The sequence below is a fragment of the Glutamicibacter sp. genome (genome assembly GCF_050701915.1).
Lineage (GTDB): Bacteria > Actinomycetota > Actinomycetes > Actinomycetales > Micrococcaceae > Glutamicibacter.
Genome location: NZ_JBOGEG010000024.1, coordinates 33,056 through 57,413, shown reverse-complemented (window position 1 = coordinate 57,413; position 24,358 = coordinate 33,056). Strand labels below are relative to the sequence as shown.

General features: G+C 63.1%; 23 protein-coding genes. 9 read left to right on the top strand and 14 right to left on the bottom strand.

Translation table 11 applies throughout. The features are described 5' to 3' along the window. Nucleotides 1-43: 43 nt before the first annotated feature. Nucleotides 44-994, bottom strand: coding sequence for a beta-ketoacyl-ACP synthase III (locus tag ACRDT3_RS13635; RefSeq protein WP_431493495.1), 951 nt, complete (start codon nucleotides 992-994; stop codon nucleotides 44-46). 248 nt (nucleotides 995-1,242) lie between these two features. Between ACRDT3_RS13635 and ACRDT3_RS13630 the strand changes: the two genes are divergently transcribed. Next, entirely contained in the window at nucleotides 1,243-2,073 is an 831-nt protein-coding gene (locus ACRDT3_RS13630) for a metallophosphoesterase family protein (protein WP_431493494.1), read from the top strand. A 64-nt stretch (nucleotides 2,074-2,137) separates the two neighbouring features. Further along, nucleotides 2,138-2,698, top strand: a complete 561-nt coding sequence (locus ACRDT3_RS13625) for a histidine phosphatase family protein (RefSeq protein WP_431493493.1) — start codon at nucleotides 2,138-2,140, stop codon at nucleotides 2,696-2,698. 54 nt (nucleotides 2,699-2,752) lie between these two features. Here the strand turns inward: ACRDT3_RS13625 and ACRDT3_RS13620 are convergent, their stop codons facing one another. The 4 genes from ACRDT3_RS13620 to ACRDT3_RS13605 all read right to left on the bottom strand — a co-directional run bounded on the left by ACRDT3_RS13620 (nucleotide 2,753) and on the right by ACRDT3_RS13605 (nucleotide 5,895). After that, nucleotides 2,753-3,922, bottom strand: a complete 1,170-nt coding sequence (locus ACRDT3_RS13620; RefSeq protein ID WP_431493492.1) for an acetyl-CoA C-acyltransferase — start codon at nucleotides 3,920-3,922, stop codon at nucleotides 2,753-2,755. After that, nucleotides 3,919-4,569, bottom strand: a complete 651-nt coding sequence (locus ACRDT3_RS13615; protein ID WP_431493491.1) for a CoA transferase subunit B — start codon at nucleotides 4,567-4,569, stop codon at nucleotides 3,919-3,921. Before ACRDT3_RS13615 ends, ACRDT3_RS13620 begins: the two co-directional genes overlap by 4 nt. A 2-nt stretch (nucleotides 4,570-4,571) precedes the next feature. Then, nucleotides 4,572-5,276, bottom strand: a complete 705-nt coding sequence (locus tag ACRDT3_RS13610; RefSeq protein WP_431493490.1) for a CoA transferase subunit A — start codon at nucleotides 5,274-5,276, stop codon at nucleotides 4,572-4,574. Between the two features lie 163 nt (nucleotides 5,277-5,439). Beyond that, a complete protein-coding gene (locus ACRDT3_RS13605; RefSeq protein ID WP_431493489.1) occupies nucleotides 5,440-5,895 on the bottom strand; it encodes a VOC family protein in 456 nt (151 codons plus the stop codon). A gap of 102 nt (nucleotides 5,896-5,997) precedes the next feature. On the opposite strand from ACRDT3_RS13605, the gene ACRDT3_RS13600 reads away from it, so the two are divergent. Beyond that, the gene (locus ACRDT3_RS13600) at nucleotides 5,998-6,786 is read left to right on the top strand and encodes an IclR family transcriptional regulator (protein ID WP_431493488.1); all 789 of its coding nucleotides are present in this window, start codon (nucleotides 5,998-6,000) and stop codon (nucleotides 6,784-6,786) included. Between the two features lie 108 nt (nucleotides 6,787-6,894). After that, nucleotides 6,895-7,995, top strand: a complete 1,101-nt coding sequence (locus tag ACRDT3_RS13595; protein WP_431493487.1) for an alanine racemase — start codon at nucleotides 6,895-6,897, stop codon at nucleotides 7,993-7,995. Here the strand turns inward: ACRDT3_RS13595 and ACRDT3_RS13590 are convergent. Beyond that, entirely contained in the window at nucleotides 7,992-9,695 is a 1,704-nt protein-coding gene (locus tag ACRDT3_RS13590) for an NERD domain-containing protein (protein WP_431493486.1), read from the bottom strand. The genes ACRDT3_RS13595 and ACRDT3_RS13590 overlap by 4 nt on opposite strands. Nucleotides 9,696-9,818: 123 nt before the next feature. Here ACRDT3_RS13590 and ACRDT3_RS13585 point away from each other — a divergent pair, with 123 nt between their 5' ends. Then, entirely contained in the window at nucleotides 9,819-11,507 is a 1,689-nt protein-coding gene (locus ACRDT3_RS13585; RefSeq protein ID WP_431493485.1) for a long-chain-fatty-acid--CoA ligase, read from the top strand. A gap of 25 nt (nucleotides 11,508-11,532) precedes the next feature. Here the strand turns inward: ACRDT3_RS13585 and ACRDT3_RS13580 are convergent, their stop codons facing one another. From ACRDT3_RS13580 to ACRDT3_RS13560, 5 genes are all read right to left on the bottom strand, one after another. Further along, a complete protein-coding gene (locus tag ACRDT3_RS13580; protein WP_431493484.1) occupies nucleotides 11,533-13,128 on the bottom strand; it encodes a dipeptide ABC transporter ATP-binding protein in 1,596 nt (531 codons plus the stop codon). Continuing rightward, complete coding sequence (locus tag ACRDT3_RS13575; protein ID WP_431493483.1) at nucleotides 13,125-13,922, bottom strand: ABC transporter permease; 798 nt, start codon at nucleotides 13,920-13,922, stop codon at nucleotides 13,125-13,127. Before ACRDT3_RS13575 ends, ACRDT3_RS13580 begins: the two co-directional genes overlap by 4 nt. Then, nucleotides 13,919-14,851, bottom strand: a complete 933-nt coding sequence (locus tag ACRDT3_RS13570; RefSeq protein ID WP_431493482.1) for an ABC transporter permease — start codon at nucleotides 14,849-14,851, stop codon at nucleotides 13,919-13,921. Before ACRDT3_RS13570 ends, ACRDT3_RS13575 begins: the two co-directional genes overlap by 4 nt. A gap of 6 nt (nucleotides 14,852-14,857) precedes the next feature. Beyond that, on the bottom strand, nucleotides 14,858-16,522 hold the full coding sequence (locus tag ACRDT3_RS13565) for an ABC transporter substrate-binding protein (RefSeq protein WP_431493481.1): 1,665 nt from the start codon (nucleotides 16,520-16,522) through the stop codon (nucleotides 14,858-14,860). Between the two features lie 131 nt (nucleotides 16,523-16,653). Continuing rightward, the gene (locus ACRDT3_RS13560) at nucleotides 16,654-17,262 is read right to left on the bottom strand and encodes an NAD(P)-dependent oxidoreductase (RefSeq protein ID WP_431493480.1); all 609 of its coding nucleotides are present in this window, start codon (nucleotides 17,260-17,262) and stop codon (nucleotides 16,654-16,656) included. 88 nt (nucleotides 17,263-17,350) lie between these two features. Here ACRDT3_RS13560 and ACRDT3_RS13555 point away from each other — a divergent pair, with 88 nt between their 5' ends. Both ACRDT3_RS13555 and ACRDT3_RS13550 read left to right on the top strand, forming a co-directional pair. Then, nucleotides 17,351-17,719, top strand: coding sequence for a winged helix-turn-helix transcriptional regulator (locus tag ACRDT3_RS13555; RefSeq protein WP_431493479.1), 369 nt, complete (start codon nucleotides 17,351-17,353; stop codon nucleotides 17,717-17,719). Between the two features lie 181 nt (nucleotides 17,720-17,900). Beyond that, nucleotides 17,901-19,037 carry an acyl-CoA dehydrogenase family protein gene (locus ACRDT3_RS13550; protein ID WP_431493478.1) on the top strand — a complete coding sequence of 379 codons (1,137 nt, stop codon included), beginning with the start codon at nucleotides 17,901-17,903 and terminating at the stop codon, nucleotides 19,035-19,037. Nucleotides 19,038-19,047: 10 nt separating this feature from the next. Here the strand turns inward: ACRDT3_RS13550 and ACRDT3_RS13545 are convergent, their stop codons facing one another. Next, nucleotides 19,048-19,752 (bottom strand): NUDIX hydrolase, encoded by a 705-nt coding sequence (locus ACRDT3_RS13545; protein ID WP_431493477.1) that lies wholly within the window; start codon nucleotides 19,750-19,752, stop codon nucleotides 19,048-19,050. Nucleotides 19,753-20,000: 248 nt separating this feature from the next. Here ACRDT3_RS13545 and ACRDT3_RS13540 point away from each other — a divergent pair, with 248 nt between their 5' ends. After that, complete coding sequence (locus ACRDT3_RS13540) at nucleotides 20,001-20,771, top strand: 3-hydroxybutyrate dehydrogenase (protein WP_431493476.1); 771 nt, start codon at nucleotides 20,001-20,003, stop codon at nucleotides 20,769-20,771. Between the two features lie 32 nt (nucleotides 20,772-20,803). Here the strand turns inward: ACRDT3_RS13540 and ACRDT3_RS13535 are convergent, their stop codons facing one another. After that, nucleotides 20,804-21,859 carry a YeiH family protein gene (locus ACRDT3_RS13535; RefSeq protein WP_431493475.1) on the bottom strand — a complete coding sequence of 352 codons (1,056 nt, stop codon included), beginning with the start codon at nucleotides 21,857-21,859 and terminating at the stop codon, nucleotides 20,804-20,806. On the opposite strand from ACRDT3_RS13535, the gene ACRDT3_RS13530 reads away from it, so the two are divergent. Beyond that, nucleotides 21,851-22,864 carry a LysR family transcriptional regulator gene (locus tag ACRDT3_RS13530; RefSeq protein ID WP_431493474.1) on the top strand — a complete coding sequence of 338 codons (1,014 nt, stop codon included), beginning with the start codon at nucleotides 21,851-21,853 and terminating at the stop codon, nucleotides 22,862-22,864. The two genes, ACRDT3_RS13535 and ACRDT3_RS13530, sit on opposite strands and share 9 nt — an antisense overlap. A gap of 70 nt (nucleotides 22,865-22,934) precedes the next feature. Here the strand turns inward: ACRDT3_RS13530 and ACRDT3_RS13525 are convergent, their stop codons facing one another. Beyond that, entirely contained in the window at nucleotides 22,935-24,275 is a 1,341-nt protein-coding gene (locus tag ACRDT3_RS13525) for an MFS transporter (RefSeq protein WP_431493473.1), read from the bottom strand. Nucleotides 24,276-24,358 lie beyond the last annotated feature (83 nt).

Below are 24,358 nucleotides of genomic sequence, written 5' to 3'. Positions count from 1 at the left end.
GCGCACCGGCATGTTGCCGGTGCGCCCCTCGAGAGCAAAAAGCTTATGGAATGGTGATGATCTGGCCTGCGTAAGCCAGGCCGCCGCCGAAGGCGAACAGCAGCGCCTTGGATCCCGAAGGCAGCGGCTCATCCGAAGCCATCAGCTTGGAAAGCGCCAGCGGCATGGAGGCTGCCGAGGTATTGCCGGAGTGGACCACGTCGGTGGCCACGCGGGCATTCGGTGCGCCGATCTTCTCGGCCAATGGCTCGATGATGCGCAGGTTGGCCTGGTGCAGGACGATGGCATCGAGCTCTTCTGGCTTCATGCCGGCACGGTCGATGATCTTGGAGGCGATCTTCGGCAGCTGGGTCACGGTCCAGCGGTAGACGCTCTGGCCGTTCTGCGCGAACTTCATGTCGTTCTCTGCTTCGATGCGCACGGCATCGGACAGGGAAGGAACCGAACCCCAGACCACCGGCGAGATGCCGTTGTCTTCCGAAGCGGTGATCACGAAGGCGCCAGCGCCGTCCGCGGTCAGCACGCAGGTAGTGCGGTCGGTGAAGTCGGTGTAGTCGGTGAGCATCTCGGAGCCGATGACCAGCACGTTGGTGGCGCTGCCGGCGGCGATTGCCCCCTGGGCCAGCCCCACGGCGTGGGCGAAGCCGGCGCATGCTGCGTTGACATCCATGGTGGCTGGGCCCTGGTCCATGCCCAGGTCGCGGGCTACACGGGCGGCCATGTTCGGGGAGCGATCGGTGGCGGTGCAGGTGGCGACCAGGACCATGTCGATGTCCGAGACGTCGATGCCCTGGGCATTATCCAGAGCCATCTTGCCGGCCTTGATTGCCATGGAATCAACGGTTTCAACGCCGGTGCCCCAGCGGCGTTCCTGGATGCCTACGCGGCGGGTGATCCATTCGTCGCTGGTTTCCACCAGCTTCTCCAGCTCGGTATTCGGGACGATGCGCTCTGGCTGGAAGTGGCCAAAGGCGACGACTTTGCTGCCGGTCATGGATATAGCTCCTCGGTGGATTCAAATCTTCTCTTCTAAGATTAGTCGTTTTGAATGCTACTCGCCGTTCATATGCGCCAGAAAGCATGTCTCACTCCGATTTCCCTGCCTTCGATGGCCAATTCGTTCGGTTATCGAGAAATCCCGATTCTTCAGGACTTCATATGGCGTCGACACCGCGTTCACCTGCTGGTCAGAACCCCGGCGTTCAATGGGATGAAATGCAGCAGCCGCGAAGGAGGGAAAAGATGGAGCCTCTGACGATAATCCAATTGAGCGATACCCACCTGCGCCCCGAAGGGCAGCTGCTTCACGAAACCATTGATTCGTGGCAACGAACCGAACGGGCGCTGGAAGCGGCCGCGTGCCTGGATCCGGATGCCATTGTGGTGACCGGCGATATCGCAGACCGCGGTGCGGGCATCCATGAGCGGGCCGCAGAGATGTTCAACCAGGCCCAGCGCGAACTGGATTGCCCGGTCATCACCGTTCCGGGAAATCATGATCCGTTAGGTGCGATTGGCGAATCCTTCAACACCAGGCGCCTGTCCACCGGTCCGCATCCAGCCGACACGGTGCACGAGGTCCTGGGACTTCGGATCATCGGCCTGGACAGCGGGGGATTCCAATTGGCCCAGGGACGCTTGGAACAGCGGCAGCTCGATTGGCTTTCCTCGCTATTGACGGCGCCGGCACCACGGGGATCCCTGCTGCTGCTGCACCATCCTCCCGTGGAAGCGGCCAATGAAGCCCGCGCCGGCCGCGGGCTGGAGAACCCCATGGAGCTGGCGGCTATCGCCGCCGGAAGCGATATCCGTGCGATCCTCTGCGGCCACTACCATCAAGCGGCTAGCAGCCAGCTATTGAATACCCCGGTGTTCATGGCTCCCGCAGTGTCCTACAACATGAATCCTTTTGCCCCGACCGAGATCGTTGCCGAGCCCGCAGCCGGATTCAACGTCATCAAGGTAGGTGCCAAATCAGTGGACGCGTTCGCCGTGTCCAGCGACCAGTGCGCGGTGCTGAACGAAAGTCCCGCACTGCCAGCGCCGGTCAAGAGTTCGCAGACCAGCGACTGACCCGAAGAACAGTACTTCGCACCGGGCACGTGAAGCTACGGTGCATGCCAGAAAGAAGAAGACGATGACCGCACAGAAATTGATCCTGATCCGCCACGGACAGACCGAATGGAACAAGGCAGGACGCCTGCACGGACGCAGCGACCTGCCAATGAACGATACCGGTATCCGCCAAGCCCGGCAGCTCGCCGCCGAGTTGGCACCCCAAGGCCCTTGGGACGCGGTGTATTCTTCCCCGTTGTTCCGTGCCCGCCAAACCGCGCAGATCATCGCCAATAGCATGGGCATCCGTGCCCTGCACGAAAACCAGGAACTGATGGAGCAGGACTTCGGCGATCTCGAAGGCACCTTGGTTGGCGATGGCGCCGATGAACAGCGCCAGCTGCTGGTCGGCACCGGAGAAACCGAAGAGCACCTGGTGGGGCGCGCAGTGAACGCACTGTTCAAGATCTGCCATCAGCACCCCGGGCAGAATGTGCTGGTAGTCAGCCACAGCGCCTTGATCTGCTCGGTTATCGCAGCGCTCACCGGCGAAAGCAATCCACGCATGGCCAACGGAACCTACGTCGAGCTCGATGCGCAGCTACTGGTCAACCACGTGTCGCGCGAACCGCTCTGGCACTAGGAAATGCATGAGTGCCGCCCGCGAAATCACGGGCGGCACTCATCTCGACAGCGGCTACAGCGAGCGCAGAACTACTGCGGTGCCCTGGCCGCCGCCACCGCAGATGCCGATGGCGCCCAGCGAACCGGCCGGCATCTCGTGCAGCTGGCGAGCCAAGGTGCCGATGATGCGCGCACCGGAAGCGCCAATCGGGTGGCCCAGTGCGATCGCGCCACCATGCGGGTTCACGATGGAGTCATCGAGACCCAGCGCCTTGGTGGACTGCACCGATACAGCGGCGAAAGCCTCGTTGATTTCTACGGCCTTCAGGTCCTTGGCTTCGGCGCCGGCTTTCTTCAGGGCTGCGCTGATTGCGTTGGATGGCTGCTCGTGCAGGGTGCGGTCCGGGCCGGCGACGAAGGCGTGCGAGACGATTTCGGCCAGCGGCTTCAGGCCCAGGCGTTCAATGGCCGCGTCGCTGGCCAGCACCACTGCTGCCGCGCCGTCGGTGATTTGCGAGGAGTTGCCCGCGGTGATGGTGCCCTCCTTGGCGAAGGCCGGACGCAGCTTGCCCAAGGACTCCACGGTGGTTGCTTCGCGGATGCCATCATCTTCGCCGACCGTGGTGTCGCCGCGACGGCTGGAAATGGTAAATGGTGCAATCTCGCCGGCTGCGAAGCCGCGGGCTGCGGCAGCGCGCTGGTGGGATGCGGCCGAAACCGTATCCTGTGCCTCGCGGGTCATCGACAACTTGGCGTTGTGCTCCTCGGTGGAAGCGCCCATGGAACGCTTCTCGGCAGCATCGGTCAGGCCGTCGTATTCCAGGGTGTCGATCATCTCGATGGCACCGTACTTGGCACCGGCACGGGCGCGCTGCACGTGCGGAGCCAGGGACATTGATTCCTGGCCGATAGCCAGAACAACATCTGCTTCACCGCTGTTGATCATGCGGGCAGCTGCCACCACGGCCTCGGCACCGGAGAGGCAAACGGCATTCACGGCAATGGCCGGAACGTTCAGCGGAACGCCGGCGCCCACAGCAGATTGACGGGCTGGGTTCTGGCCGGCACCGCCTTGCAGCACCTGGCCGGCGATGACCTGCTGGACCTCGCTCGGATCAACTCCGGCACGTTCCAGCGCGGCCTTGCCGGCATGGGCACCGAGCTCGGTGGCGGGAACGGAGGCGAAGGCACCGTTGAATTTCACGAATGGGGTACGGGCGTAGCCCACAATCTTTGCGCTCATGCTTTCAGATCCTCCACAATATCCACGGCGAATTCTGCTGCCGTGATTTCCTTGATGGTTTCCACGCTTTCACCCGGGGCTACTGCACGCAGGGTCAAGCTCGAGTTTTCTATATCAAACACCGCTCGATCGGTAATGATGCGGTTGACCACGCCCACGCCGGTCAGCGGCAGGTCGCATTTCTCCACAATCTTGGAGGTACCGTCCTTGGCCACATGATCGGTCAAAACGATCACTCGCGGGGTGCCGGCGACCAGATCCATGGCACCGCCCATGCCCTTGACCAGCTTGCCCGGGATGGTCCAGTTCGCCAGATCGCCGTTGGCGGCCACCTGCAGGGCTCCGAGGATGGCGGTCTGGACGTGGCCGCCGCGGATCATGCCAAAGGAGGTCGCCGAATCGAAGAAGCTGCCGCCGGGCAGGATGGTCACGGTCTGCTTGCCTGCATTGATCAAATCCGCATCTTCTTCACCTTCATAGGGGAAGGGGCCCATGCCCAGCAGGCCGTTTTCGCTTTGCAGCTTGACCGAAACGCCTTCAGGCAGGTTGTTGGCCACCATCGTGGGGATTCCAATACCGAGATTCACGTATTGGCCGTCGGTGAGTTCGCTGGCGGCAATGGCCGCCATTTCATCTCGAGTCCACATGCTCAGGCCTCCTCTCGGCTGCGCACGGTGCGCTGTTCAATGTCCTTGACTGCATCGGCTTGGACCAGGGTCTGCACGAAGATGCCCGGGGTTTCCACCAATGACGGATCCAAATAGCCCTCGACAATTTCCTCGGCTTCGGCGAAGGTGTGGCGGCCGGACATGGCGGCCAGCGGGTTGAAATTCTTCGAGGTCATCCGGTAGCGCAGGTTGCCTTCCGCGTCTGCCTGGTGTGCCTTGACCAGCGCGATATCGGCAAAGATGCCACGCTCGAGGATCGCTGGCTTGCCATTGAATTCCATGACTTCCTTGCCCTCGGCGATCGGAGTTCCCACACCGGTAGGCGTGAAGAACCCGGGAATGCCAACACCGCCAGCGCGCAAGCGCTCGGCCAAGGTGCCCTGCGGGCAGAATTCAACTTCCAGGTCTCCATCGAGGAACTGCTGGGCGAACAGCTTGTTCTCCCCAACGTAGGAGGCCAGGACCTTGGAGACCTGCTTGTTTTCCAGCAGGATGCCCAGCCCCTTGCCATCTACGCCCATGTTGTTTGAAACGATGGTCAGATTGGTTGCCTTCGAGTCCCGCAGCGCGGTGATCAGGCGGTTGGGGATGCCGGATAAGCCGAATCCGCCTACTGCGATGGTCATGCCATCTTCGACGACGGCAGCCAAGGCGGCGGCTGCGTCATCCCGAAACTTCGTTGTCATCGATTCCTCCATGTGTCCACTATGTGGAGCGCGGATCTGCTTATCTTCTAACGTACGTAGTCGCAGGTGAGCATGCAATAGGCCAGGTGCTTTGCCGCGGAATTGGTCGGATGGTGAGGAGAAACGATCGAGCGGTCCATATTATGGACGCTTGTGGCGAGGGCTAGACGATGTCGAATTCATTGCCCTCGATATCGAACATGCAGATGGCGAAATGCCCCATCTCGGGCATGTCGTGAACGGTGCGGACCTTTGCCCCTAGGGCGACCAGGCGCTCTGCCTCATCGGTGATGATTTGCCTGCGTTGCTCGAAGCGAACACCGCGACCGCCGCTGACCAGCAAGTCCAGATGCAGGCGATTCTTGATGCTCTTGGTTTCCGGTACCTGCTGGAACCAAATCCGGGGCCCACCACCTTGCGGATCGACCAGCGACTCCGGAGTGTCACCGGCTCCGGGAGGCAATTCATTCTCCGGCACGCCCATCGACTGCCAGTAGGCGCGCCACGTGGGATGCCCGTCCGGAGCAGGCTCGGGAACGTAGCGCAAGGCTTCAGCCCAGAACCGGACCATTGCCTGCGGCCGGGCGCAGTCGATGACGATCTGCCATGTCTTTTCCATGTGCTGAATTATCCGCCGATTAGCTAGATAGCAACAGGGGTATAGCGACAAAGTATGAAGCGGGAATTACCCGGCCCAAAACCGATCGTCCATAATGTGGTCATGAGCAATTCCCCGGCTGGAACCCAAGTCGTAGGACGGCTGGCCGCCGTGCTTCGTGCCGTGAGCACTGCAATGCCCGAGGGCATCACCACGACGCATACCGCCCGAAGCACCGGTTTGGCCCGCCCCACCGTGCATCGCCTGCTCAGCGCGTTGGCCACCGAAGGATTCTGCGACCACGACAATCGCACCGGCCGCTGGCTGCTTGGCCCCGAGCTCTACCTCATGGGCGCGGTGGCAGCCGAGCGCTACGACATCAGCGAAATGGCCCGCGAGCATGTTGCCGCGCTCGCCGAGGCAACCGGGGAAAGCGCATTCCTCTCGGCACGCCGAGGCGACGAAACCGTGTGCTTGCTGCGCCAGGATGGAGCCTTTCCCATCCGCTCGTTCGTCCTGTATGAAGGACGGCGCTTCCCGCTGGGAGTCGCCTCGGCCGGTATAGCCATCCTTGCTTTCCTGCCTGAACAGGGCATTGAGCGCTACCTGCGCAATGCCGATCTTGAGCCAGGATATGGGCCTGCGCATTCACGGGAAGAGCTGCGCAAAAAGGTCGCCGAAACCCGCCAGCTGGGCTATTCGGTCAACCCGGGGCTGATCGTCGAGGGCAGTTGGGGCATGGGCGCCGCAGTTTTTGACAACTCCGGGCAGCCTGCCTGGGCACTGAGCCTGACCGGGATCCACACGCGCTTTGAAGCGGGCCGCCGCGAAGAACTGGGCAACCTCTTGCTGCACCATGCCCATGAGTTGTCCACCAAGCTGTCGGCCCGGTCCAGCACGTTGCCACGCTAGTTTTTCCTTCCCCTGTACAAAGCTTCCTGCGGTAATCTTTCAGATCGGCGGGAATGCCTATTTCCAGGATTCTCCGCGACGCAGTTCAAGTGCAGAAGGACGGAAAATTTGGGCACTATCCCGGCCGGAATCAACACCCCGCAGGTCATCGTTGACGTGGCGAAGCTCCAGCAGAACATTGACCGGGTGGCCCACCGGGTGGCGAGCCAAGGACTGAAACTGCGCCCGCATGCCAAGACCCACAAGATGCATGAAATAGCCGAGCGCCAGATGGACGCCGGTTCCGCCGGGCTCACCGTGGCAACCGTAGGCGAAGCCCTCGCGTTTGCGCTGCACGGGGTCGCGAAGATCTTCATTGCCTACCCTTTGTGGGTCAACGAATCCCAGGCAGTACGCATCCTGGAGCTGATGCGCCGTGCCAAGCTGAGCATCGGCACGGACTCTGTCGAGGCCGTGCAGCAGATGGCCAGGATGCTGGGGGAGAAGGCCTCCAAGGTCAAGCTCGTCATTGAAATCGACAGCGGCCATCACCGTAGCGGCACCAGCCCCCAGGGCGCGGTGGAAATAGCCAATGCCGCCCGCGCGGCAGGAATGCGCGTGCATGGGATCTTCACCTTCCCCGGCCACAGCTACTCGCCGGACGGCATCGACGCCGCACTCAACGATGAGCACAAGGCTCTCGCCGAGGCAGCCTGCCTCCTGCGCGACGCCGGGCACGCGATCAAGCGCATCAGCGGCGGCTCCACCCCGAGCGCCGAACTCAGCGATAACTCGGTACTGACCGAGGTGCGCCCAGGCGTTTACGTCTTCGGCGATGCGCAGCAGTTCGAGCTGGGGCGCGTGCGCTGGGAGGATATTTCCCTGACCGTCGCGTCCACCGTGATCAGCCGGCATGAAGGCGATGGGCAGATTCCCCGGCGCATCGTGCTGGATGCCGGCAGCAAGGTGCTCGGAGGCGACCGCCCGGCCTGGGCCACCGGCTACGGGCGCATCGCGGAGTGCCCCGAAGCGCGCATCAGCGCGCTATCCGAACATCATGCCACCGTGCTATGGCCCGAAGGCCTGGACCTGCCGGCCTACGGAGAGCAAGTCCAGGTCATCCCCAACCACGTCTGCGTCGCGGTGAACCTGGTCGACAGCGTGCTGGCGGTGCACGAGGACGGCACCAGCGAGGTATGGGATGTAGCGGCCCGAGGGCTGAACTTCTAGCTGCTCGCGGGTTCGGGGCATGGGCACCAATCCAGCGCCGCGTCCAAGGAAATCTGCCGGTTCGCACCACTAGCCGCGTCGATAAGTTCCTTGTCGCCGACGACTACCAGAAGGCTGCGGGCACGTGAGAAGCCAACGTAGAGCTGCTCAGTTGCGCGTTCCATGTCCTTGAAACCGTTGACGCATAAGATCACCACACTGCGTTCCAGCCCCTTGAAGCCAAGAACATGGCCATAGAACTCCTCCTCATCCCTGTGGAAGGCTGGCCAGTATTCGCTGTCGATCGTGTCGTTCTCGAAGTGGTCTTGGTGAATGGGGTGGCGCCGATTTGTGGTCAGCAAGGCGATCTGGTTGTTTGCCCACCCTTCGCCAAGCAAAGCGTCAACGCAATCGGATGCGACGTCCACTGCGTCGTCCGTTGCGCAATTAACGTAGCGGACAGCAAAGCCTTCGCCGCCACGAAGCTTAGAGTGATTGCCGATGATCTCCTTGAACGTATCTGCAATCCGCCGGGTATTGCGCAAATTATCGTCGACGTGGATCGGAACCAGCGGCGTACCATCTCCGGAGAACTGACCGTCCCAGCGCTGGTACACATCTTGGCGGTCATCCATGAAGGCGTAGACTTCGCCGTGCTCAGGATCTTTGGTGCAGGCCAAGAGCGCTTCCCACCAACTGCTGGCAAAGTCTTGCGCTTCGTCCACAATCACCGCGTCAAGCTTTTCATCTTCGGGTAGAGAAGCTCCCAGAGCGAGCAGATGCTGTGGCAGCTCTTCCTCAAAGTATTCTCGGCCGTAACCATCGGGAACCCCCAATTTGCGGGCGTACTCGTGGAATTCGCCAACGTGCACCGGCCTGTTCTGACGCCAAGTCTCCACCTCGGATTGCAGATAGAGCCCAAGGCCCTTGTTGTAGCAGAATAGCCCTACTCGCTTGTCGCTTTTGGCTAGTTCCTTGGCCTTCTTCAACGCCATCCAGGTCTTGCCGCTTCCAGCGCCGCCAAGGAACTGCAAACGCTTCAAGGAACGGGTGCAGGACAGCAAGATGGACTGGCGGGCGGTGAGCGTTTCCTGGATGTCCTCGTTGGACATGGCCTGGGCATAATCAACTTCAGCGGGCGATGCCCCTAATGGACCGGTATCTCCGTTCAAATGCCTGATCATGCGCTCGGCGAAATCGAGGGCCAATGCGGAGGAACCGACACCGCGTTCTTCGATGGCTGTGTGCAAACAGGCTACGAGATTTTCGACCTGGCCCCGGTCAATCACCAGATCACGCGGAAGGCCCACAGACGAATAATCAACTGGCCAGTCGGTGTAAGGGAAGCAAACCACATCAGCGATTCGGCTAGTGAAGCGACTGCCCATGTGCGTGCCCAGTAGTTCTCTGAGCGCGTGGGACGCACTTTGAACCTGGGCCATGGGGCTTTCCTTCAACGGATGCTTATCCTTGGCCCCCGACTGGTACCAGGTACCCTTCTCCACGCTGACCAGCCCGCCTTTGACCTCGATGACGGCTACGCCTACTCCGGGCAAAAGAACAAGGAGATCAATTTCATGTTCTGCCCGCTGATGGCGCAACTGCACGGAATGGAAAAGAATTGCGTCATCAGGCAAGCTGCGGCGCAGGATATCCCACACCTTTTTCTCTGCGGCAGTTTGGCTGGTGAACTCTGGTTCCTGCGGGTAGCAACGCACCATGATGGCCTCCTAGTCTCCTACGCGCAGTCTAACCAGTGACGCAGACAACACGGGCAAGCTGTTTCAACGCGCGCCCTGCCTTTTAAATCGCGCCAGTGGCTGCAACAAGGCATGATTGGACATATGGAAAATAGTGCTGCGCCCGCATGGGTGGCGAATTACCAGCCGGGAGTCCCGGCCGAAATCGAGCTGCCCACCGAACCGCTGAGCCGCATGTTCGAGCGCTCCGTGCGCGAAGCCGGCGATAGCCCGGCGACCGAATTCTTCGGCCGCCGCACCAGCTACGCCGATCTGGGCGCGCAGGTAGCCAAGGCCGCCGAGGGCCTGCGCAAGCTCGGCGTGCGTGCCGGGGACCGCGTTGCGCTGATCCTGCCCAACTGCCCGCAGCACGTGATCGCCTTCTACGCGATCCTGCGGCTCGGCGCCGTCGTGGTGGAGCACAACCCGCTGTACACCTCGCGCGAACTGCGCCACCAATTCGAAGACCACCAGGCGCGCATCGCGATTGCCTGGGACAAGGTCGTGGCCAACGTCCAGGAATTCCCCAAGGACGTGCAGCTCGACGCGATCGTCTCGGTCAACCTGCTTGAAGCCTTCCCCGCCCTCAAGCGGCTGGCACTGAACCTGCCGGTCAAGAAGCTGCGCGAGACCAGGGCCTCGCTCACGGCCCGCACCTCGGGCACCGTGGCCTGGAAGGACCTGCTCTCCGGTGCGGAGCTGGATGAGAGCCACCCGCATCCGGGCGTCAATGACCTGGCGGTCATCCAGTACACCTCGGGTACCACCGGGCACCCCAAGGGGGCCATGCTCACCCACTTTAACCTGTATTCCAACGCGCTGCAGGGCGAGGCATGGATGCTCGGGGCGCAGGAACGCGAGGAAATCCTCTACGCGATCCTGCCGATGTTCCATGCCTTCGGCATGACCCTGTACCTGACCTTCGGCGTGAAGAAGCAGGGTCTGCTGGTGCTTTTCCCGAAGTTCGACCCGGAGATGATCCTGGATGCCTGGAAGAAGTCCCCGGCCACCGTGTACTGCGCGGTGCCGCCCATCTACGAGCGCACCGCACTGGCGGCCGAGGAGCGCGGCGTCTCGCTGAAAAGTGCCAAGTACTGCATCTCCGGGGCGATGAACCTGCCCGATCACGTCGTGGAGCTGTGGGAATCGATGTCCGGCGGCCTGCTGGTGGAAGGCTACGGCATGACCGAGTCCTCGCCGGTGGCACTGGGCAACCCGTTCCACCCGAGCCGCCGCACCGGCACCATCGGCGTGCCCTTCCCCTCGACGCTGATGAAGGTCGTCGACGTGGAGAATCCGTCCAGGGAGGTGGCCCAGGGCGAGCCGGGCGAATTGCTGATCAAGGGCCCGCAGGTGTTCGGCGGCTACTGGAACAACCCGGAGGAAACGGCCAAGGCCAAGACCGAGGACGGCTGGCTGCGCTCGGGCGACGTGGTCACCGTGGACGAGGAGGGATTCGCACAGGTGGTGGACCGCGCCAAGGAGCTGATCATCACCGGAGGATTCAACGTATCCCCGACCGAGGTCGAGATCGCCCTGCGCCAGCACGCTGATGTTGCCGATGCCGCGGTCTTCGGAAAGCCATTGGCCCGCGGTGGCGAAATGGTGGTTGCCGCGGTGCAGCTCGAAGAGGGCTGCGGGCTGAACGAGGACGCGCTGCGCGCCCACTGCCGCGAGCTGCTGGCCGCCTACAAGGTGCCCAAGCGCATCGTGCAGATCGATCAAATGCCGCGCTCGCTGTTGGGCAAGATCCTGCGCAAGCAGGTCAAGGACCAGATGGTGGACCTGGTCTAGGGACGCATGGCCGGTCCGGGCGGAACTAGCGCAGCCGCGGCATGGCCGAGAGCAAGAGCTTGGTGTACTGATGCTGCGGGGCACCGAAGACCTGGGCCGTAGCGCCCTGCTCGATGATCTTGCCCTCATGCATCACCGCAACCGTGTCGCTCATATGCTCAATGACCGACAGGTCGTGGCTGATGAACAAGTAGCTGGTTCCGGTCTCCAACTGGATCCGGTCCAAAAGATCCAGCACGGTTGCCTGGATGGATGCATCCAGGGCGGAAACCGGCTCGTCAAGGACCAGCACCTTTGGCTTGGGCGCTAGCGCACGGGCAATTGCCAGGCGCTGGCGCTGTCCGCCGGAGAGCTCGCGCGGATTGCGGCCCAGCAAATCATCGGACAGCTCAACCTGTTCCAGCAGCTGGGCTACCGGTTTCCGGTACTCGGCCGCGCGCTTGGACCTGCCCCGGCTCAAGGCATCGGCCAGCAGCTGCCCGACGGAATAGCGGGGATCAAAGGATCCCAGCGGGTTCTGGTAGATCGCGCCCATCTGCTCGCGCAGCTTCCGGCGCTGTGCCTCATGAGCCGGGGCAAAGCGTTCGCCGAGCAACTCAACGGTTCCAGCATCGGGTTTCTGCAAGCCCAGGACCATGCGGGCAGTGGTGGTTTTGCCGGATCCGGATTCGCCAACGATGCCCAGGGTCTTGCCGCGAGGCACCTCGAAGCTGACCGAATTCACGGCCGCGTGCTTGCCGAAGCTCTTCGACAGATCCTTGACCGACAACGCGCTGGATGCTGCCGCGGGGTCTTCCGGGGCCGGTGCGGCCACGGGCTTGCTGGATACCGACAACGGGGCGAAGCGCGGTACCCCCGAGGGCACGGCCCGCAGCAACTGGCGGGTGTACTCGTGCTGGGGGTTGCCCAGGATCTGCCCGGTGATGCCGGCCTCAACGATTTCACCGTTGCGCATCACCGCAATGTCGTCGGCCAAGTGCGCTACCTGGGCCAGATCGTGGCTGATCATCAGCACACCGCGGCCCTGGTCCTTGAGCTCGCGCAGCTGCGACAGAACCAGTGCGGTCAAGCCCGAGTCCAAGGCGGTAGTCGCCTCATCGGCGATGACTACCTGAGGGTTGCCGGCCAGTGCTTGGGCAATCAGGGCACGTTGGCGCATGCCGCCGGATAGCTCTGTGGAACGCTGCTTGGCGCGGCGCTCGGGCTCGGGCATGCGCACGGACTGGAGCACCTGGATCACGCTTTGCTGGAGCTCGGGCCTGGAGATCTTGCCGTGCGCCTTGAGCGCATCACCGATTTCCCGGCCCACCGGGCGCAGCGGATCGAGCGCCATCAGTGCATCCTGCAGAATCATGGACACCGAATTCCCGCGGATCTGCTGCCAGCTGCGGTCGGAGAACGCCAAGGCGTTCTGGCCGCAGACAGATAGCTCCGTGGCGCTGACGGTGCCGCCGGAGAGGCCAAGCAGGCTGCGTGCGGTGACGGATTTGCCCGACCCGGATTCGCCGACCAATGCGAGGCAACGTCCGGCCTGGACGGTGAAGGAAACGTTTCTCACCGCCACGGCAGAACCGAAACTGACCGAAAGATCCTTGACTGCAATCATTGCTTGCCCGTTCATGCTGTCCTGGCCTTTCCGCCCAGCGCGCGGCCAATCAGCGTGGCGCCTGCGGAGACGAAAACTATGGCCAAGCCGGGGAACAAGCTCATCCACCAGGCAAAGTGCAGGTAGGTGCGCCCGGCCGAGAGCATTGCACCCCATTCGGGAGCTGGCGGCGGTGTGCCCAAGCCCAGGAAGGACAAGGCGGCAGCCCAGATGACCGCCTGGCCGATCCCCAAAGTCACCAGTGCCAGCAGGGGTTTCAGGGCGTTGGGAACCAAGTGGTTGCGGACCTTCAGCGAAGTGCCACGGCCCAGCACGGTGGCTGCCTCCAGCATTTCCGAGCTCTTCAATGTGCGGATCTGGCTGCGCACCAACCGGGCATATCCCGGTGCGGTGGACAGGCCCACCGCGACGATGGCCGGCCCGACGCCGGGCCCGGTGAAGGCAATGATCAGCAGTGCCATCAGCAAGGAGGGAATCGCGTAGAGCGCTTCGAGCACGCGCAGGATGATCTCGTCGAGCCAGCGCGGGGACAGTGCCGCAACGGTGCCCAAGACGATGGCCAGCCCCATGCCCAGGGCGGTGGCAGCCAAGCCGATAGCCAGCGAGTCGCGGGCACCATGGATGACGCGGGTATAGATGTCACGGCCGGATTCGTCGGTGCCGAAGAAGTGCGCGGCGCCGGGCTTCTGGAATGCTTCGGCCGGGTTGATGGCCAACGGGTCGCCCGGAGCCAGCACCGAAGGGGCCAGCGCGATGAGCGCCCACAGGGCAATAAAGGAAACCGAGAGGATCTTCGCGGCACGGCTCATGAGCTGGCCCCTGCCGGATCAATGGCGCGTTCGATGCCCTCGGTAATCGCCATGACCACGATGTACACCAGTGCGGAGAACAATGCGATGCCGGTGACCATGGGAATGTCGCGGGCCAGCACCGCAGATAGCAGCGAGCGGCCTAGGCCCGGGCGGGCGAAGATCGCCTCGACCACTACTGCACCTGAAAGCAGGGAAGAGAATGCCCAACCGGTCAGGCCGAGGGCGGGCAGGGCAGCATGGCGCAGTCCGTGGCGCCAGAAGACGGCCAGCCGGCTCTCGCCGCGGGCACGGGCGGCCAGCGCGAACTGGCTGCCCATGGCTCCGGTGAGCGAATCGCGCATCAACTGGGTGAGGAACCCCGCCAGCGGCAATGCCAGGGTCAGCACCGGAAGGACCAGGCCCTTCGCGGTGCCGTTGTCCACGGCCGGCAGCCAGCCGAGCACCGAGGAGAAGAGCATGATCAGCACCGCGCCGAGCCAGAAGTGCGGCACGGCGGCGGCAATGATTTCCACGATATTCCCAACCCAAGCGCCAAGGCGGTTAGCCCGCATGGCCAATGCCGCGAAGCCCAGGGCCAGCATCCACGCGGCCGCCAGGGCGAGCAGCGCTAGCCAGAGGGTATTGGGCAGGAGATCGCCCATGATGCCGGCGACCGGCTGCTTGAGCGAATACGAGGTGCCGAAGTCCAAGGTGGCCAGCTTGCCCAGGTACATCAGGTACTGGGCGATGAGCGGAAGGTCCAGGCCGTACTCGGCGCGGGCCGCGGCCAGCGCTTCGGCCGAGGCCTGGGAACCGGGGCCGCCCATGATTGCTTCGGCCGGGTCGCCGGGGATCAGCCGGATGGCGATGAAGATGGCGGTGGCGACCAGCCACAGCACCACCAGCGCGCCGCCGATCTTGCGCCCGGCCCAAGCAATCGTGCCCATGGGGTGCTACTCGGTGATGAAGGTGTCGTAGTAGACCGGCGAGGACACCGCGGTGGTGGCGCCGAGCCCGTGCACGTTCTTGCCGTAGAGGAAGTGGTTCTGCTGATCGTAGAGCGGCAGCACGTAGTAGCCCTCCAGGACCAGCTTCTGCGCCTGCTCGTACAGCGAAGCGCGCTGCGCTTCATCGCTGGCCTCTTCGGCCTGGGCCAGGATCTCGTCCAGCTTCTCGTTCTTCACCTGCGCGTTGTTGGCGAAGTAGCCCGATGGCGCCGGCACGGTCGAATCGGAGTGGTACAGGATGCGCAGCACCGACGGGCCGACCTTGGTGTAGGGAGCCGAGACCAGGTCGTATTCGTGCTGGGCCAGGGCGCCGTACCAGCTGGAGAGGTCCAGCAGCTGGATCTTGACCTCGAAGCCCACGGCCTTGGCCTGGGCCTGGAACTGCTCGAACAGGGACTGTTCGGCAGGGACCGACTGGTTGGTGGAGACCGGGAAGAGAAGCGACAGGCGCTTGCCGTCCTTCACGCGGTAGCCTTCGACGTCGCGTTCGCTCCAGCCTGCCTCGTCGAGCAGCGCGTTGGCCTTGGCCGCATCGGTGCCGAAGAGCGATTCATCGGCGTAGCCCAGCGGCTCCTGGGAAGACAGCAGCGAGTAGCTGCGCTTGGTGGTGCCGAAGTAGAGGGAATTGACGCCGGCGCTGGCATCCACCGAGCGGATGAAGGCTTCGCGCACGCGCTGGTCGTCGAATGGCGCCTTGGAGCTGTTCAGCTCGATGCGGTTGGAAGCGCCCGGACGCGGGGCATCCAGATGGCCTAGTGCGTTGTCCTTCATCGCGGTGGCGATGGTGTCCGGCTGGGCATTGTCAATGACATCGACTTCGCCCGAGACCAGGGCCGCGTAGCGGGTAGCGGCCTCCGGGATGAAGCGCCACGTGATGGCCTCCAGATAGGCCTTGCCATCGGCGCGTTCCGGGTTCTGGACCGGCAGCACGTAGTCTTCATTGCGGACCAGGTTCACAGCCTTCTGGTGCTCCCAGGATTCGACCTTGAACGGGCCGGTGCCTACCGGTGAGGCGCAGTTGGTCGCCTGGTCGCGTTCCAGCGCCTTGGGGGATTCGATGGCGGTCCATGGCATGGACAGCGATTCGAGCAATGCGTTATCCGGGGCGGAGAGCGTCAGTTCTGCGGTGAGCTCATCTGCGATCTCGATATCCACGACCTTGCCCACGGCCAGGTAGCCGGTGGAGGAAGCGGTATTCGGATCCTTCAGGTGCTCGATGTTGGCCTTGACTGCTTCGGCGGTGAGCTTGGTGCCGTCGGTGAAGGAGATCCCGTCGCGCAGGGTGATGGTGCGGGTCAAGCCATCTTCGGAAACTTCAGTGCTTTCGGCAAGCCACGGGATGATCTTCCCGTCCGCATCCTTGGTGAACAGGGATTCGAGGTACTGGCTTGCCACCAGCGCCTGCGGGTAGTTGCCGCCCACATGCGGGTCCAGGCAGGCCGGCTCGGCATCGCCCGAAGCATAGACCAGGGTGCCGCCGGCAACCGGCTTCACATCCTCTGCGGTGGAATCGGATCCTGCACCTGCCGAGCAGCTGGCTAGAAGGGATCCAAGTAGCGGGAGCGCGATAGCGCAGCCAAGGATCCGGGACGCGCGCGAGTTACGTTGCATGGGGAAGGGCTTACCTCGATGAACTAGTGGTGATGACCAAACCAACTCTAGTCATCTGGAACGCATTCGTCAGATCGGAGCGAATCGCTCCGATCTGACGAAACCTGGCCAGCGGCAATCCTCGAGGGTATCTACTTTTCGCTGGCCACGGTCATGCGGCGGTTCTGGTGGACCGGGGTTTCGATCTCATCGAGGATCGCCACGGCGAAGTCCTGGGAGGAAACGAAGTCGCCTGCTGGCGAATCGGTCCCCAGGGTGTAGCTGCCGGTGCGGCGTGCTGGCATGATTACCGGGGCAGGGGCCACGACGGTCCAGGTGATGCCCGAAACCGAGGTGAACATGTCGTAGACCTCGGCGCAGGTGGTGGCCTCGGCCTTGTATTCCTCCGGGAACCCCGGGGTGTCAACCAGGCGCACGCCATCTACCTCGGTAGCTCCGGCGCCGCCGACAACCACCAGGCGGGCTGGAACCAGGGTTTCGGTGATCTGCTCGAAGGCGTCCAGGTATTCCTGGTGGTCGCCGCCGGTGCGCGAAGGAGGCACGGCAATGACGACCACGTCGTTGTTCTTGCCCAGGTCGCGGTAGGTTGCGCCGTCGCCCAGCTCGGCGGCCACGGCGGTAGTGCCTTCGATCTCCTTGCCCGAACGAGTGACGGAGGTGATTTCGTGGCCGCGGGAGGCTGCTTCGGCAACGACTTCCGAGCCGACCATGCCGGTGGCTCCGTAAACTGCAATCTTCATGGTGTTCTCTTTTCCTCGCGAAACGAAATAGGTTCAACACGATGGTATCTTTTAGATACTGAAATCTACAACGAAACCAGGTTTCCTAATGGATAGTCATGAGTCGTTCGATGTCTTCGTGCAGGAGTGCCCTTCACGTCAAATTATGCAGCGTTTAGGCGACAAATGGACACCGCTGGTATTGCTCGCGCTAGCCGGCGGGCCCTTACGTTTCTCTGCGTTACGCCAACGGGTCGGCACCGTGACTCCGAAGGTGCTCACCAGCACCCTGCGCAATTTGGAACGCGACGGCCTGCTGCGGCGTACCATCTATGCCCAGGTGCCGGTGCGGGTCGATTACGAGTTGACGGATTTGGGCTACGGAATCCTGGAGCCCATGGAAACCATGCGGAGATGGTCCGAGAAGCATGTGCCTATGGTGCTGGCGGCCCGTGAGGAATTCGACGCCCGCGAATAACTGGTCGAGGTGGCAATTTCCGAGGGCAAAATGATCATCCGAGGAACTGCAGATGGACAGTTGTGCTGGGGACCAAGCAATTCGAAACGAATAATCTTGACCTTGCCACTTTGGTCTCCGGTTGTATCTTGCGTCACATAGACTGAGGTCGAAGACGCAAGAACAGGCAAAGGAGCCGGTGTTGTTTGAAGTAAGCGAAGACCAGAAGTCATTGATCGAGATGGTCCATGATTTCGCCGAGACCAGGATTGCTCCCAACGCCCTGTCCTGGGACCAGGAGCAGCATTTCCCGGTCGATGTGCTGGCCGAAGCCGGGCAGCTGGGCATGGGCGGAATCTACGTTTCAGAAGATCATGGCGGATCCGGTCTGAGCCGCAGCGACGCGGTGCTGGTCTTCGAGGAACTCGCCAAAGCCGATCCGACCTTGGCCGCCTACATTTCCATCCACAACATGGTCGTGTGGATGGTCGACACCTTCGGCAACGACGAGCAGCGTGCCAAATGGCTGCCATCGATGACCGCCATGGACGACCTGGGCTCCTACTGCCTGACCGAGCCCGGAGTCGGCTCCGATGCGGCGGCCCTGTCAACCCGTGCCCGCAAGGACGGTGACGAGTACGTGCTCAGCGGCGTCAAGCAATTCATCTCTGGTGCCGGAAGCTCGGCGCTCTACATCGTCATGGCCCGGACCGCCGATACCGGTTCGCGCGGCATCAGCGCCTTCCTGGTTCCCGGCGATGCCGAGGGACTGAGCTTCGGGCCGAACGAAAAGAAGATGGGCTGGAAGGCCCAGCCCACTCGCCAGGTGATCATGGAAGGCGTGCGCATTCCCGCCGGCAACCTGTTGGGCGAAGAGGGCCAGGGCTTTTCCATGGCCATGCAGGCGCTCAATGGTGGCCGCCTGAACATCGGGGCCTGCTCGCTGGGCGGCGGGCAGAGCGCGCTGGAGAAGTCCGCGCTGTACCTGAAAGAGCGCCAGGCCTTCGGCGGACCGCTGACCAGGCAGGAAGCGCTGGTCTTCAAGCTGGCCGAGATGGACATGGAACTGGAAGCCGCGCGTTCACTGCTGCGCCGTGCCGCGGCCGCCTTGGACGCGAAGAGCCCGGACCGGGTCCGCCTGTGCGCGATGGCCAAGAAGATGGCCACGGACGCCGGTTTCAATGCCGCCAACAACGCTATCCAGCTGCACGGCGGCTATGGCTACCTCGCCGACTACGGGATGGAGAAGATCGCCCGGGATCTGCGCGTGCACCAGATCCTGGAAGGCACCAACGAGATCATGTCGCTGATTGTCGGACGCACGCTGCTGGAATCCTGATTGGCGATTATCAAGCGTTGAAGTGCTTTTCCGTATTCCGCACAGCGTTTCCCGACTGGGAATCCTCGGGATTCGGATGGACCGAAGAGATCACCGGCCTGCTGGAAACGATCTGCTCGATGCTGCCCTGCTCCATCGCATCCAGCAAGGTGCGCTGGGTGGGGCGCATCATCTTGATCTCGCCGCGTTCCAGGGAAGCGAAGAGCTCCTGTGGGCTGATCCACTTGGAGATCACCGCTTCGGTGGTCTGGTGGACCGGTTCCTGGCCGGCGCGCAACGCCGCAACAAAGAAGTACGTGTCGAACCGCCGCGGGAAACCGGCTGGGGTGACCCAGTTGGCCCATGGGTGCAGTTGGCCAGGATCCAGCAGGAGCCCTGTTTCCTCGAACACTTCACGACGTGCCGCGGCCAGGATTTCGCCGGCCAGGTACTCCGCGCGTTCTGGTCCTTCGCCGAGGATCGAGGTGTGCGCCCACTGCTGGGCGTGCTTGCCGAGCAGGGCGGAATCGAGTTCGGCGCCATCCACCATCTGGCCGTCTTGGGCATCAACACGGCCCCCGGGATAGACCACCATGCCGGCTGCGAAGTCCATGGTGTTCACCCGATGCTGGATGAAAACTTCAAACCCGCCAGTTGCCTCGCGCAGCAGCAAAACACTGGCCGCTTTGCGGATCGGGACCTCGGAGGGGGTCGCGGGTATCGGGGAAGTCGTCATTGCCTACCATGTCCTTGGCTCTTGAGAATGAAAATAGCCTTCGAGAGCCAGCTTAGCTTCCGGCGCACAGCAAACGCAGAACCAGCAGGCGCCACTGTGCATGCCTGCACATTCACCTGCGGAATCTGCACAGCGAATGCCGTTGACCGGATTCCTTTCCGGAGCCTAGTTTGAAACGAAGAGCCCTGCGCAAAGCTGCGGGCAATGCAACTAGAAGACGCAGGGGAGCCGAGCAGAGGATGAGCGCAATGGCGGAACAGATTGGCCCATGGCCCCAGGGGCTGAAAGGGCGCAGCGCCTTGATTACCGGCGGCGCCTCCGGCATAGGCCTGGCCAGTGCCACCGCATTGGCCCACGCTGGTGCCGTCGTGACGATTGCCGACCTCAACGAACAAGCCGCTGAAGAAGCGGCCCGCAAGCTTGGCGGAAAAGCATGGGCCGTGGATCTTTCGGATACCAGGTCCCTGGAAGATCTCAGCCTGGAAACCGACATCCTGATTAACAACGCCGGCGTGCAAAGGGTGGCTCCAATCCACGAGTACGACCCCGAAGCCTGGAGGCTGATCCACCGGCTGATGCTGGAGTCGCCTTTTTTGCTCATCCGGGCAGCCCTGCCCGGCATGCGCGAGCGCGGCTTCGGGCGCATCATCAATATTTCTTCCATCCACGGACTGCGGGCCAGCGCCTTCAAGAGCGCTTACGTTGCGGCCAAGCACGGGTTGGAGGGCCTGTCGAAGGTCACGGCTTTGGAAGGTGCCGACTTCGGGATCACCAGCAATTGCATCAACCCGGGCTATGTGCGCACGCCGCTGGTGGAAAAGCAGATTGCCGACCAGGCCAAGCTCCACGGCATTGCCGAATCCGAGGTTGTCCAGAAAATCATGCTCACCGAAGCGGCGGTCAAGCGGCTGGTGGAACCCGGAGAAGTTGCGTCCTTGGTGGCCTGGCTTTGCGCTGATGCAGCGAGCATGGTCACCGGTGCTTCCTACGCCATGGACGGGGGATGGAGCGCAAGGTAAGGGCAATGGCAGCGCTCTCCGCAGGCGGCACATCAGGCCGGCGGGAAGAGTATCGTGCCGCAGGCGGCCACCACGATGATCACCAAGGTCCCCAGCAGGCCCAGCAGCAGCGAGCGGCCCCCTGACTTCACGATGCTGCGCAGGTGGACGCCCAGGCCCAGGGCGAACATTGCCGCTGAAAGCAGCAGCGTTTGCACGGTCGAGGCGGCCGAGAGCAGGGACTCGGGCAGGATCCCGGTGGTGCGCAGCAGCATCGCGGCCAGGAACCCGAGCACGAATAACGGGACCAGCGGCGGGTTCTTGCCGCCTTGGACCGAGTGCTTGCGCCGCATGCAGAGCCCGACACCGGCAATGATCGGTGCCAGCAGCACAACGCGGGCCAGCTTCACCGTTACGGCCACAACCAGCGCTCCCGCGCCTACCGAGCCGCCGGCGGCCACGACCTGGGCCACCTCGTGGGTCGAAGCCCCGATGAGCATTCCGATGCCGCGTTCATCCAATCCCAGCAGCAGGCCCAGGGCGGGCATGGCCGGGATCATCAGCGTGCCGAAGAGGACCACCAGGCCGATGGCGGTGGCCACCTGCTCTTGCTTGGCCTTGATGACGTTCTCGGTGCCGGCGACCGCGGCGGCGCCGCAGATGGAGAAGCCGGTGGCAATGAGCAGGCGCTGCTGCGCATCCATGCCGAGCCTCTTGCCGATCCACAGGGTTGCGAAGAAGGTGGCTCCGACCGAGGCCAGCACCACCAGCAGCACGCCGGGCCCGAGCCCGAGGATGGTACCCAGCGACAGCTGCAGTCCAAGCAGCACAATGCCCAGGCGCAGCAGCTGCTTCGCCGCGATAGCAGTTCCCGGGGCCAATGCCGCTGGGACCGGGGCGATGTTCCGCCACAACGCGCCGAGCAGGATGGCCAGCAACAGGGCGCTGAGCCCGTTGAAGAACTGGCTGGCGATCATGCACAGCGCCCCGAGCAGCAGGCAGAGCAGCAATCCGGGCAGCGCCTGCACGAGCCGCGGCGCAGGAGTCTTCCGGGGGTGGCCGGGCGATGGCCGGGCGGTATTTTCGGAGGCAGGAGGGAGATGGTGCACGATAACCAGTCTGAACCCGATCCGCCGATTGCGGTACGCCCCATCGAGCTATCCCGGGCATATGATCGTGATATGGAAAGCGATTCCCACTCATCCAAGAGCCTGTCCCACTGGCTGCAGATTTCCTCCCTGGAACTGCTGGTGGGCATCGCCGATCACGGAAGCCTGAGCGCCGGGGCCCGTGCGGCCGGGATGGCGCAGCCAAATGCCTCGCGGGCGTTGAAGACCCTGGAACGCCGCTTGGGGTATTCCTTGGTGACCCGCAAGACAACCGGCTCCACGCTGACCGCCGAAGGCGTGCTCACCGTGCAGTGGGCCCGGGATGCGTTGGCGAGCCTGGAGGCACTGGCCTCCGGGGCCAGGTCGCTGGCTGATGCCGGTGGATCCGACCTGCACTTCGGGGCGAGCATGACGGTGGCCGAGTACCTGGCCCCGCATTGGATCGGACAGTTGCACCGGGCCTTGCCGCAGATCAAGCCGAGCATGCGGATCATGAACTCGCAGGACGTCATCCGCGCCGTGCAGCATGGCGAGCTCGGTTTCGGTTTCGTGGAGACCCCGCATATACCGCTGGGGCTCAAGAGCAAGCAGGTGTTCCGCGATGAGATGCTGATCGTGGTGGCTCCCGGGCATGAATGGGCGCAACGCGAGCAGGCATTGACCCTGCATGAGCTGCAGAGTACGGCCCTGATCGAGCGCGAGGAAGGCTCGGGGACCCGCGCTTTCCTGGACTATATCGCCCATGCCCAACGGCCCAAGCCGGTGGCCGAATTCAACAGCAATGCGACCATTTGCCAGTGCGCTGCCGGCGGAATGGGCCCGGCCGTGCTCAGCCAATTGGCTGTGGAAAGCCAGCTCAAGGCCGGGACCCTGGTGGAGATTGCCTTTGACGGCCCGGCCTTGCTGCGCGAACTGCGCGCCATCTGGCCGGCAACGCAGGTGCTGGGCAGCACCGAGCAAACGCTGCTGCGGATTGCCGCAGATCCCGATTCCCTGCCCGGCTAACGCAGAATTCCGGGCAGCTGCAGGTGCAGCTGCCCGGAATCGGCGTGTACGGGTACCGGCTGGAAGGAGCCTAGCTGGCGACCTTCTCGACCTTGCGGCCCAGATCGTGGGTGGGCACCCGGTAGGTTTCGCGGGCGGTCATGGCCGCGACAGCGGAAATCAGCGAGATCACCGCGGTGAAGATGCTGATCTGCACCCAGCCGTTGGCTTCCAGCCCGCCCAGGGCGGCAACGATGGACGGGGCGAAGCCTGCCATGAGGAAACCGATCTGGGTGCCGATGGCCAGGCCCGAGAAGCGGACCTGGGAGGAGAACATCTCGGCGTAGAAGCTCGGCCAGACCGCATTGGCTGCCGCATAGGCGCAGGAGAAGACCAGCACCGAGAGGCTGAACTGCGCCAGCGCGTTATCCGATTCCATGGAACGCAGGTAGAAGGGCATGATGGCCGCGGAGCCCAGCGCGCCGTAGATGAACACCGGCTTGCGCCCGATCTTGTCGGCGAGCATTCCGAACAGCGGCTGGGTGAACAGCGCGCCGATGTTGCCGGCAACCACAAGCCACAGGGTAATGGACTCGTCCATGTTCCCGATGGTCTTGCCGTAGGAGATGGCCAGCGTGCCGTAGACGGTGGACACGGCGGCGATGAATGCGCAGAAGATAACGCGCAGGACGTCCTTCCAGTGGAACTTCAGCAGTACCGCCAGCGGGAGCTTGGCGATCTCGTTGTTCTTCTTGGCTTCTTCGAATTCGGGGGTCTCATGCAGCGAGCGGCGGATGAAGAAGGTGACGATCACGACGACGGCAGAGAGCCAGAACGGGATGCGCCAGCCGATGCCGTACTTGATCTCATCGGGCAGTGCGACTACCGGGATGAAGATCAGCGCGGCCAGGATCTGCCCGCCCTGGGTGCCGGTCAGCGTCCAGGAGGTGAAGAAGCTGCGGCGGTTATCCGGGGCATGCTCCAGGGACATGGAGGAGGCTCCGGCCTGCTCGCCGGCAGCCGAAAGGCCCTGGCACAGGCGTGCGAAGACCAGCAGGATCGGGCTGAGCCAGCCGACCTGGTCGAAGGTGGGCAGGCAGCCGATCAGGAAGGTGGATGCACCCATGAGGATCAGGGTGAACATCAGCACCTTCTGCCGGCCGATGCGGTCGCCGAAGTGCCCGACGAAAATGGCGCCGATGGGGCGGGCCACGTAGGCGAAGCCGAAGGTCGCCAGCGACATGACCGCGGCATTGGTGGAAGTATCCGGGAAGAAGATGTGCGGGAAAATGAGCGCGGCGGCGGAGCCGAAGATGAAGAAGTCGTAGTATTCAACGGCGCTTCCCATGAAGCTGGCTATGGCCGCCTTGACTGGTGTTCGCTTTCCGCTTCCGGCGTCATTGGACGCCGTTGGCTGGTGTGCAGCATGCATCGGGATACTCCCTGATCGAGTGGTTTGAACGGAACCTCAATCCGATTTGTGCGCATTGCGTACACTTGTTCGGAATGTGTTCA

Bases quoted from the DNA above. Each gene is read 5' to 3' on its own strand.
- ACRDT3_RS13555 (WP_431493479.1), top strand. From the start codon at position 17,351: ATGGATAGTCATGAGTCGTTCGATGTCTTCGTGCAGGAGTGCCCTTCA.
- ACRDT3_RS13600 (WP_431493488.1), top strand. From the start codon at position 5,998: ATGAGCAATTCCCCGGCTGGAACCCAAGTCGTAGGACGGCTGGCCGCC.
- ACRDT3_RS13565 (WP_431493481.1), bottom strand. From the start codon at position 16,522: ATGCAACGTAACTCGCGCGCGTCCCGGATCCTTGGCTGCGCTATCGCG.
- ACRDT3_RS13635 (WP_431493495.1), bottom strand. From the start codon at position 994: ATGACCGGCAGCAAAGTCGTCGCCTTTGGCCACTTCCAGCCAGAGCGC.
- ACRDT3_RS13615 (WP_431493491.1), bottom strand. From the start codon at position 4,569: ATGTGGACTCGAGATGAAATGGCGGCCATTGCCGCCAGCGAACTCACC.
- ACRDT3_RS13620 (WP_431493492.1), bottom strand. From the start codon at position 3,922: ATGAGCGCAAAGATTGTGGGCTACGCCCGTACCCCATTCGTGAAATTC.
- ACRDT3_RS13570 (WP_431493482.1), bottom strand. From the start codon at position 14,851: ATGGGCACGATTGCTTGGGCCGGGCGCAAGATCGGCGGCGCGCTGGTG.
- ACRDT3_RS13575 (WP_431493483.1), bottom strand. From the start codon at position 13,922: ATGAGCCGTGCCGCGAAGATCCTCTCGGTTTCCTTTATTGCCCTGTGG.
- ACRDT3_RS13545 (WP_431493477.1), bottom strand. From the start codon at position 19,752: ATGACGACTTCCCCGATACCCGCGACCCCCTCCGAGGTCCCGATCCGC.
- ACRDT3_RS13590 (WP_431493486.1), bottom strand. From the start codon at position 9,695: ATGGTGCGTTGCTACCCGCAGGAACCAGAGTTCACCAGCCAAACTGCC.
- ACRDT3_RS13540 (WP_431493476.1), top strand. From the start codon at position 20,001: ATGGCGGAACAGATTGGCCCATGGCCCCAGGGGCTGAAAGGGCGCAGC.
- ACRDT3_RS13625 (WP_431493493.1), top strand. From the start codon at position 2,138: ATGACCGCACAGAAATTGATCCTGATCCGCCACGGACAGACCGAATGG.
- ACRDT3_RS13630 (WP_431493494.1), top strand. From the start codon at position 1,243: ATGGAGCCTCTGACGATAATCCAATTGAGCGATACCCACCTGCGCCCC.
- ACRDT3_RS13605 (WP_431493489.1), bottom strand. From the start codon at position 5,895: ATGGAAAAGACATGGCAGATCGTCATCGACTGCGCCCGGCCGCAGGCA.
- ACRDT3_RS13580 (WP_431493484.1), bottom strand. From the start codon at position 13,128: ATGAACGGGCAAGCAATGATTGCAGTCAAGGATCTTTCGGTCAGTTTC.
- ACRDT3_RS13530 (WP_431493474.1), top strand. From the start codon at position 21,851: ATGGTGCACGATAACCAGTCTGAACCCGATCCGCCGATTGCGGTACGC.
- ACRDT3_RS13610 (WP_431493490.1), bottom strand. From the start codon at position 5,276: ATGACAACGAAGTTTCGGGATGACGCAGCCGCCGCCTTGGCTGCCGTC.
- ACRDT3_RS13560 (WP_431493480.1), bottom strand. From the start codon at position 17,262: ATGAAGATTGCAGTTTACGGAGCCACCGGCATGGTCGGCTCGGAAGTC.
- ACRDT3_RS13585 (WP_431493485.1), top strand. From the start codon at position 9,819: ATGGAAAATAGTGCTGCGCCCGCATGGGTGGCGAATTACCAGCCGGGA.
- ACRDT3_RS13525 (WP_431493473.1), bottom strand. From the start codon at position 24,275: ATGCATGCTGCACACCAGCCAACGGCGTCCAATGACGCCGGAAGCGGA.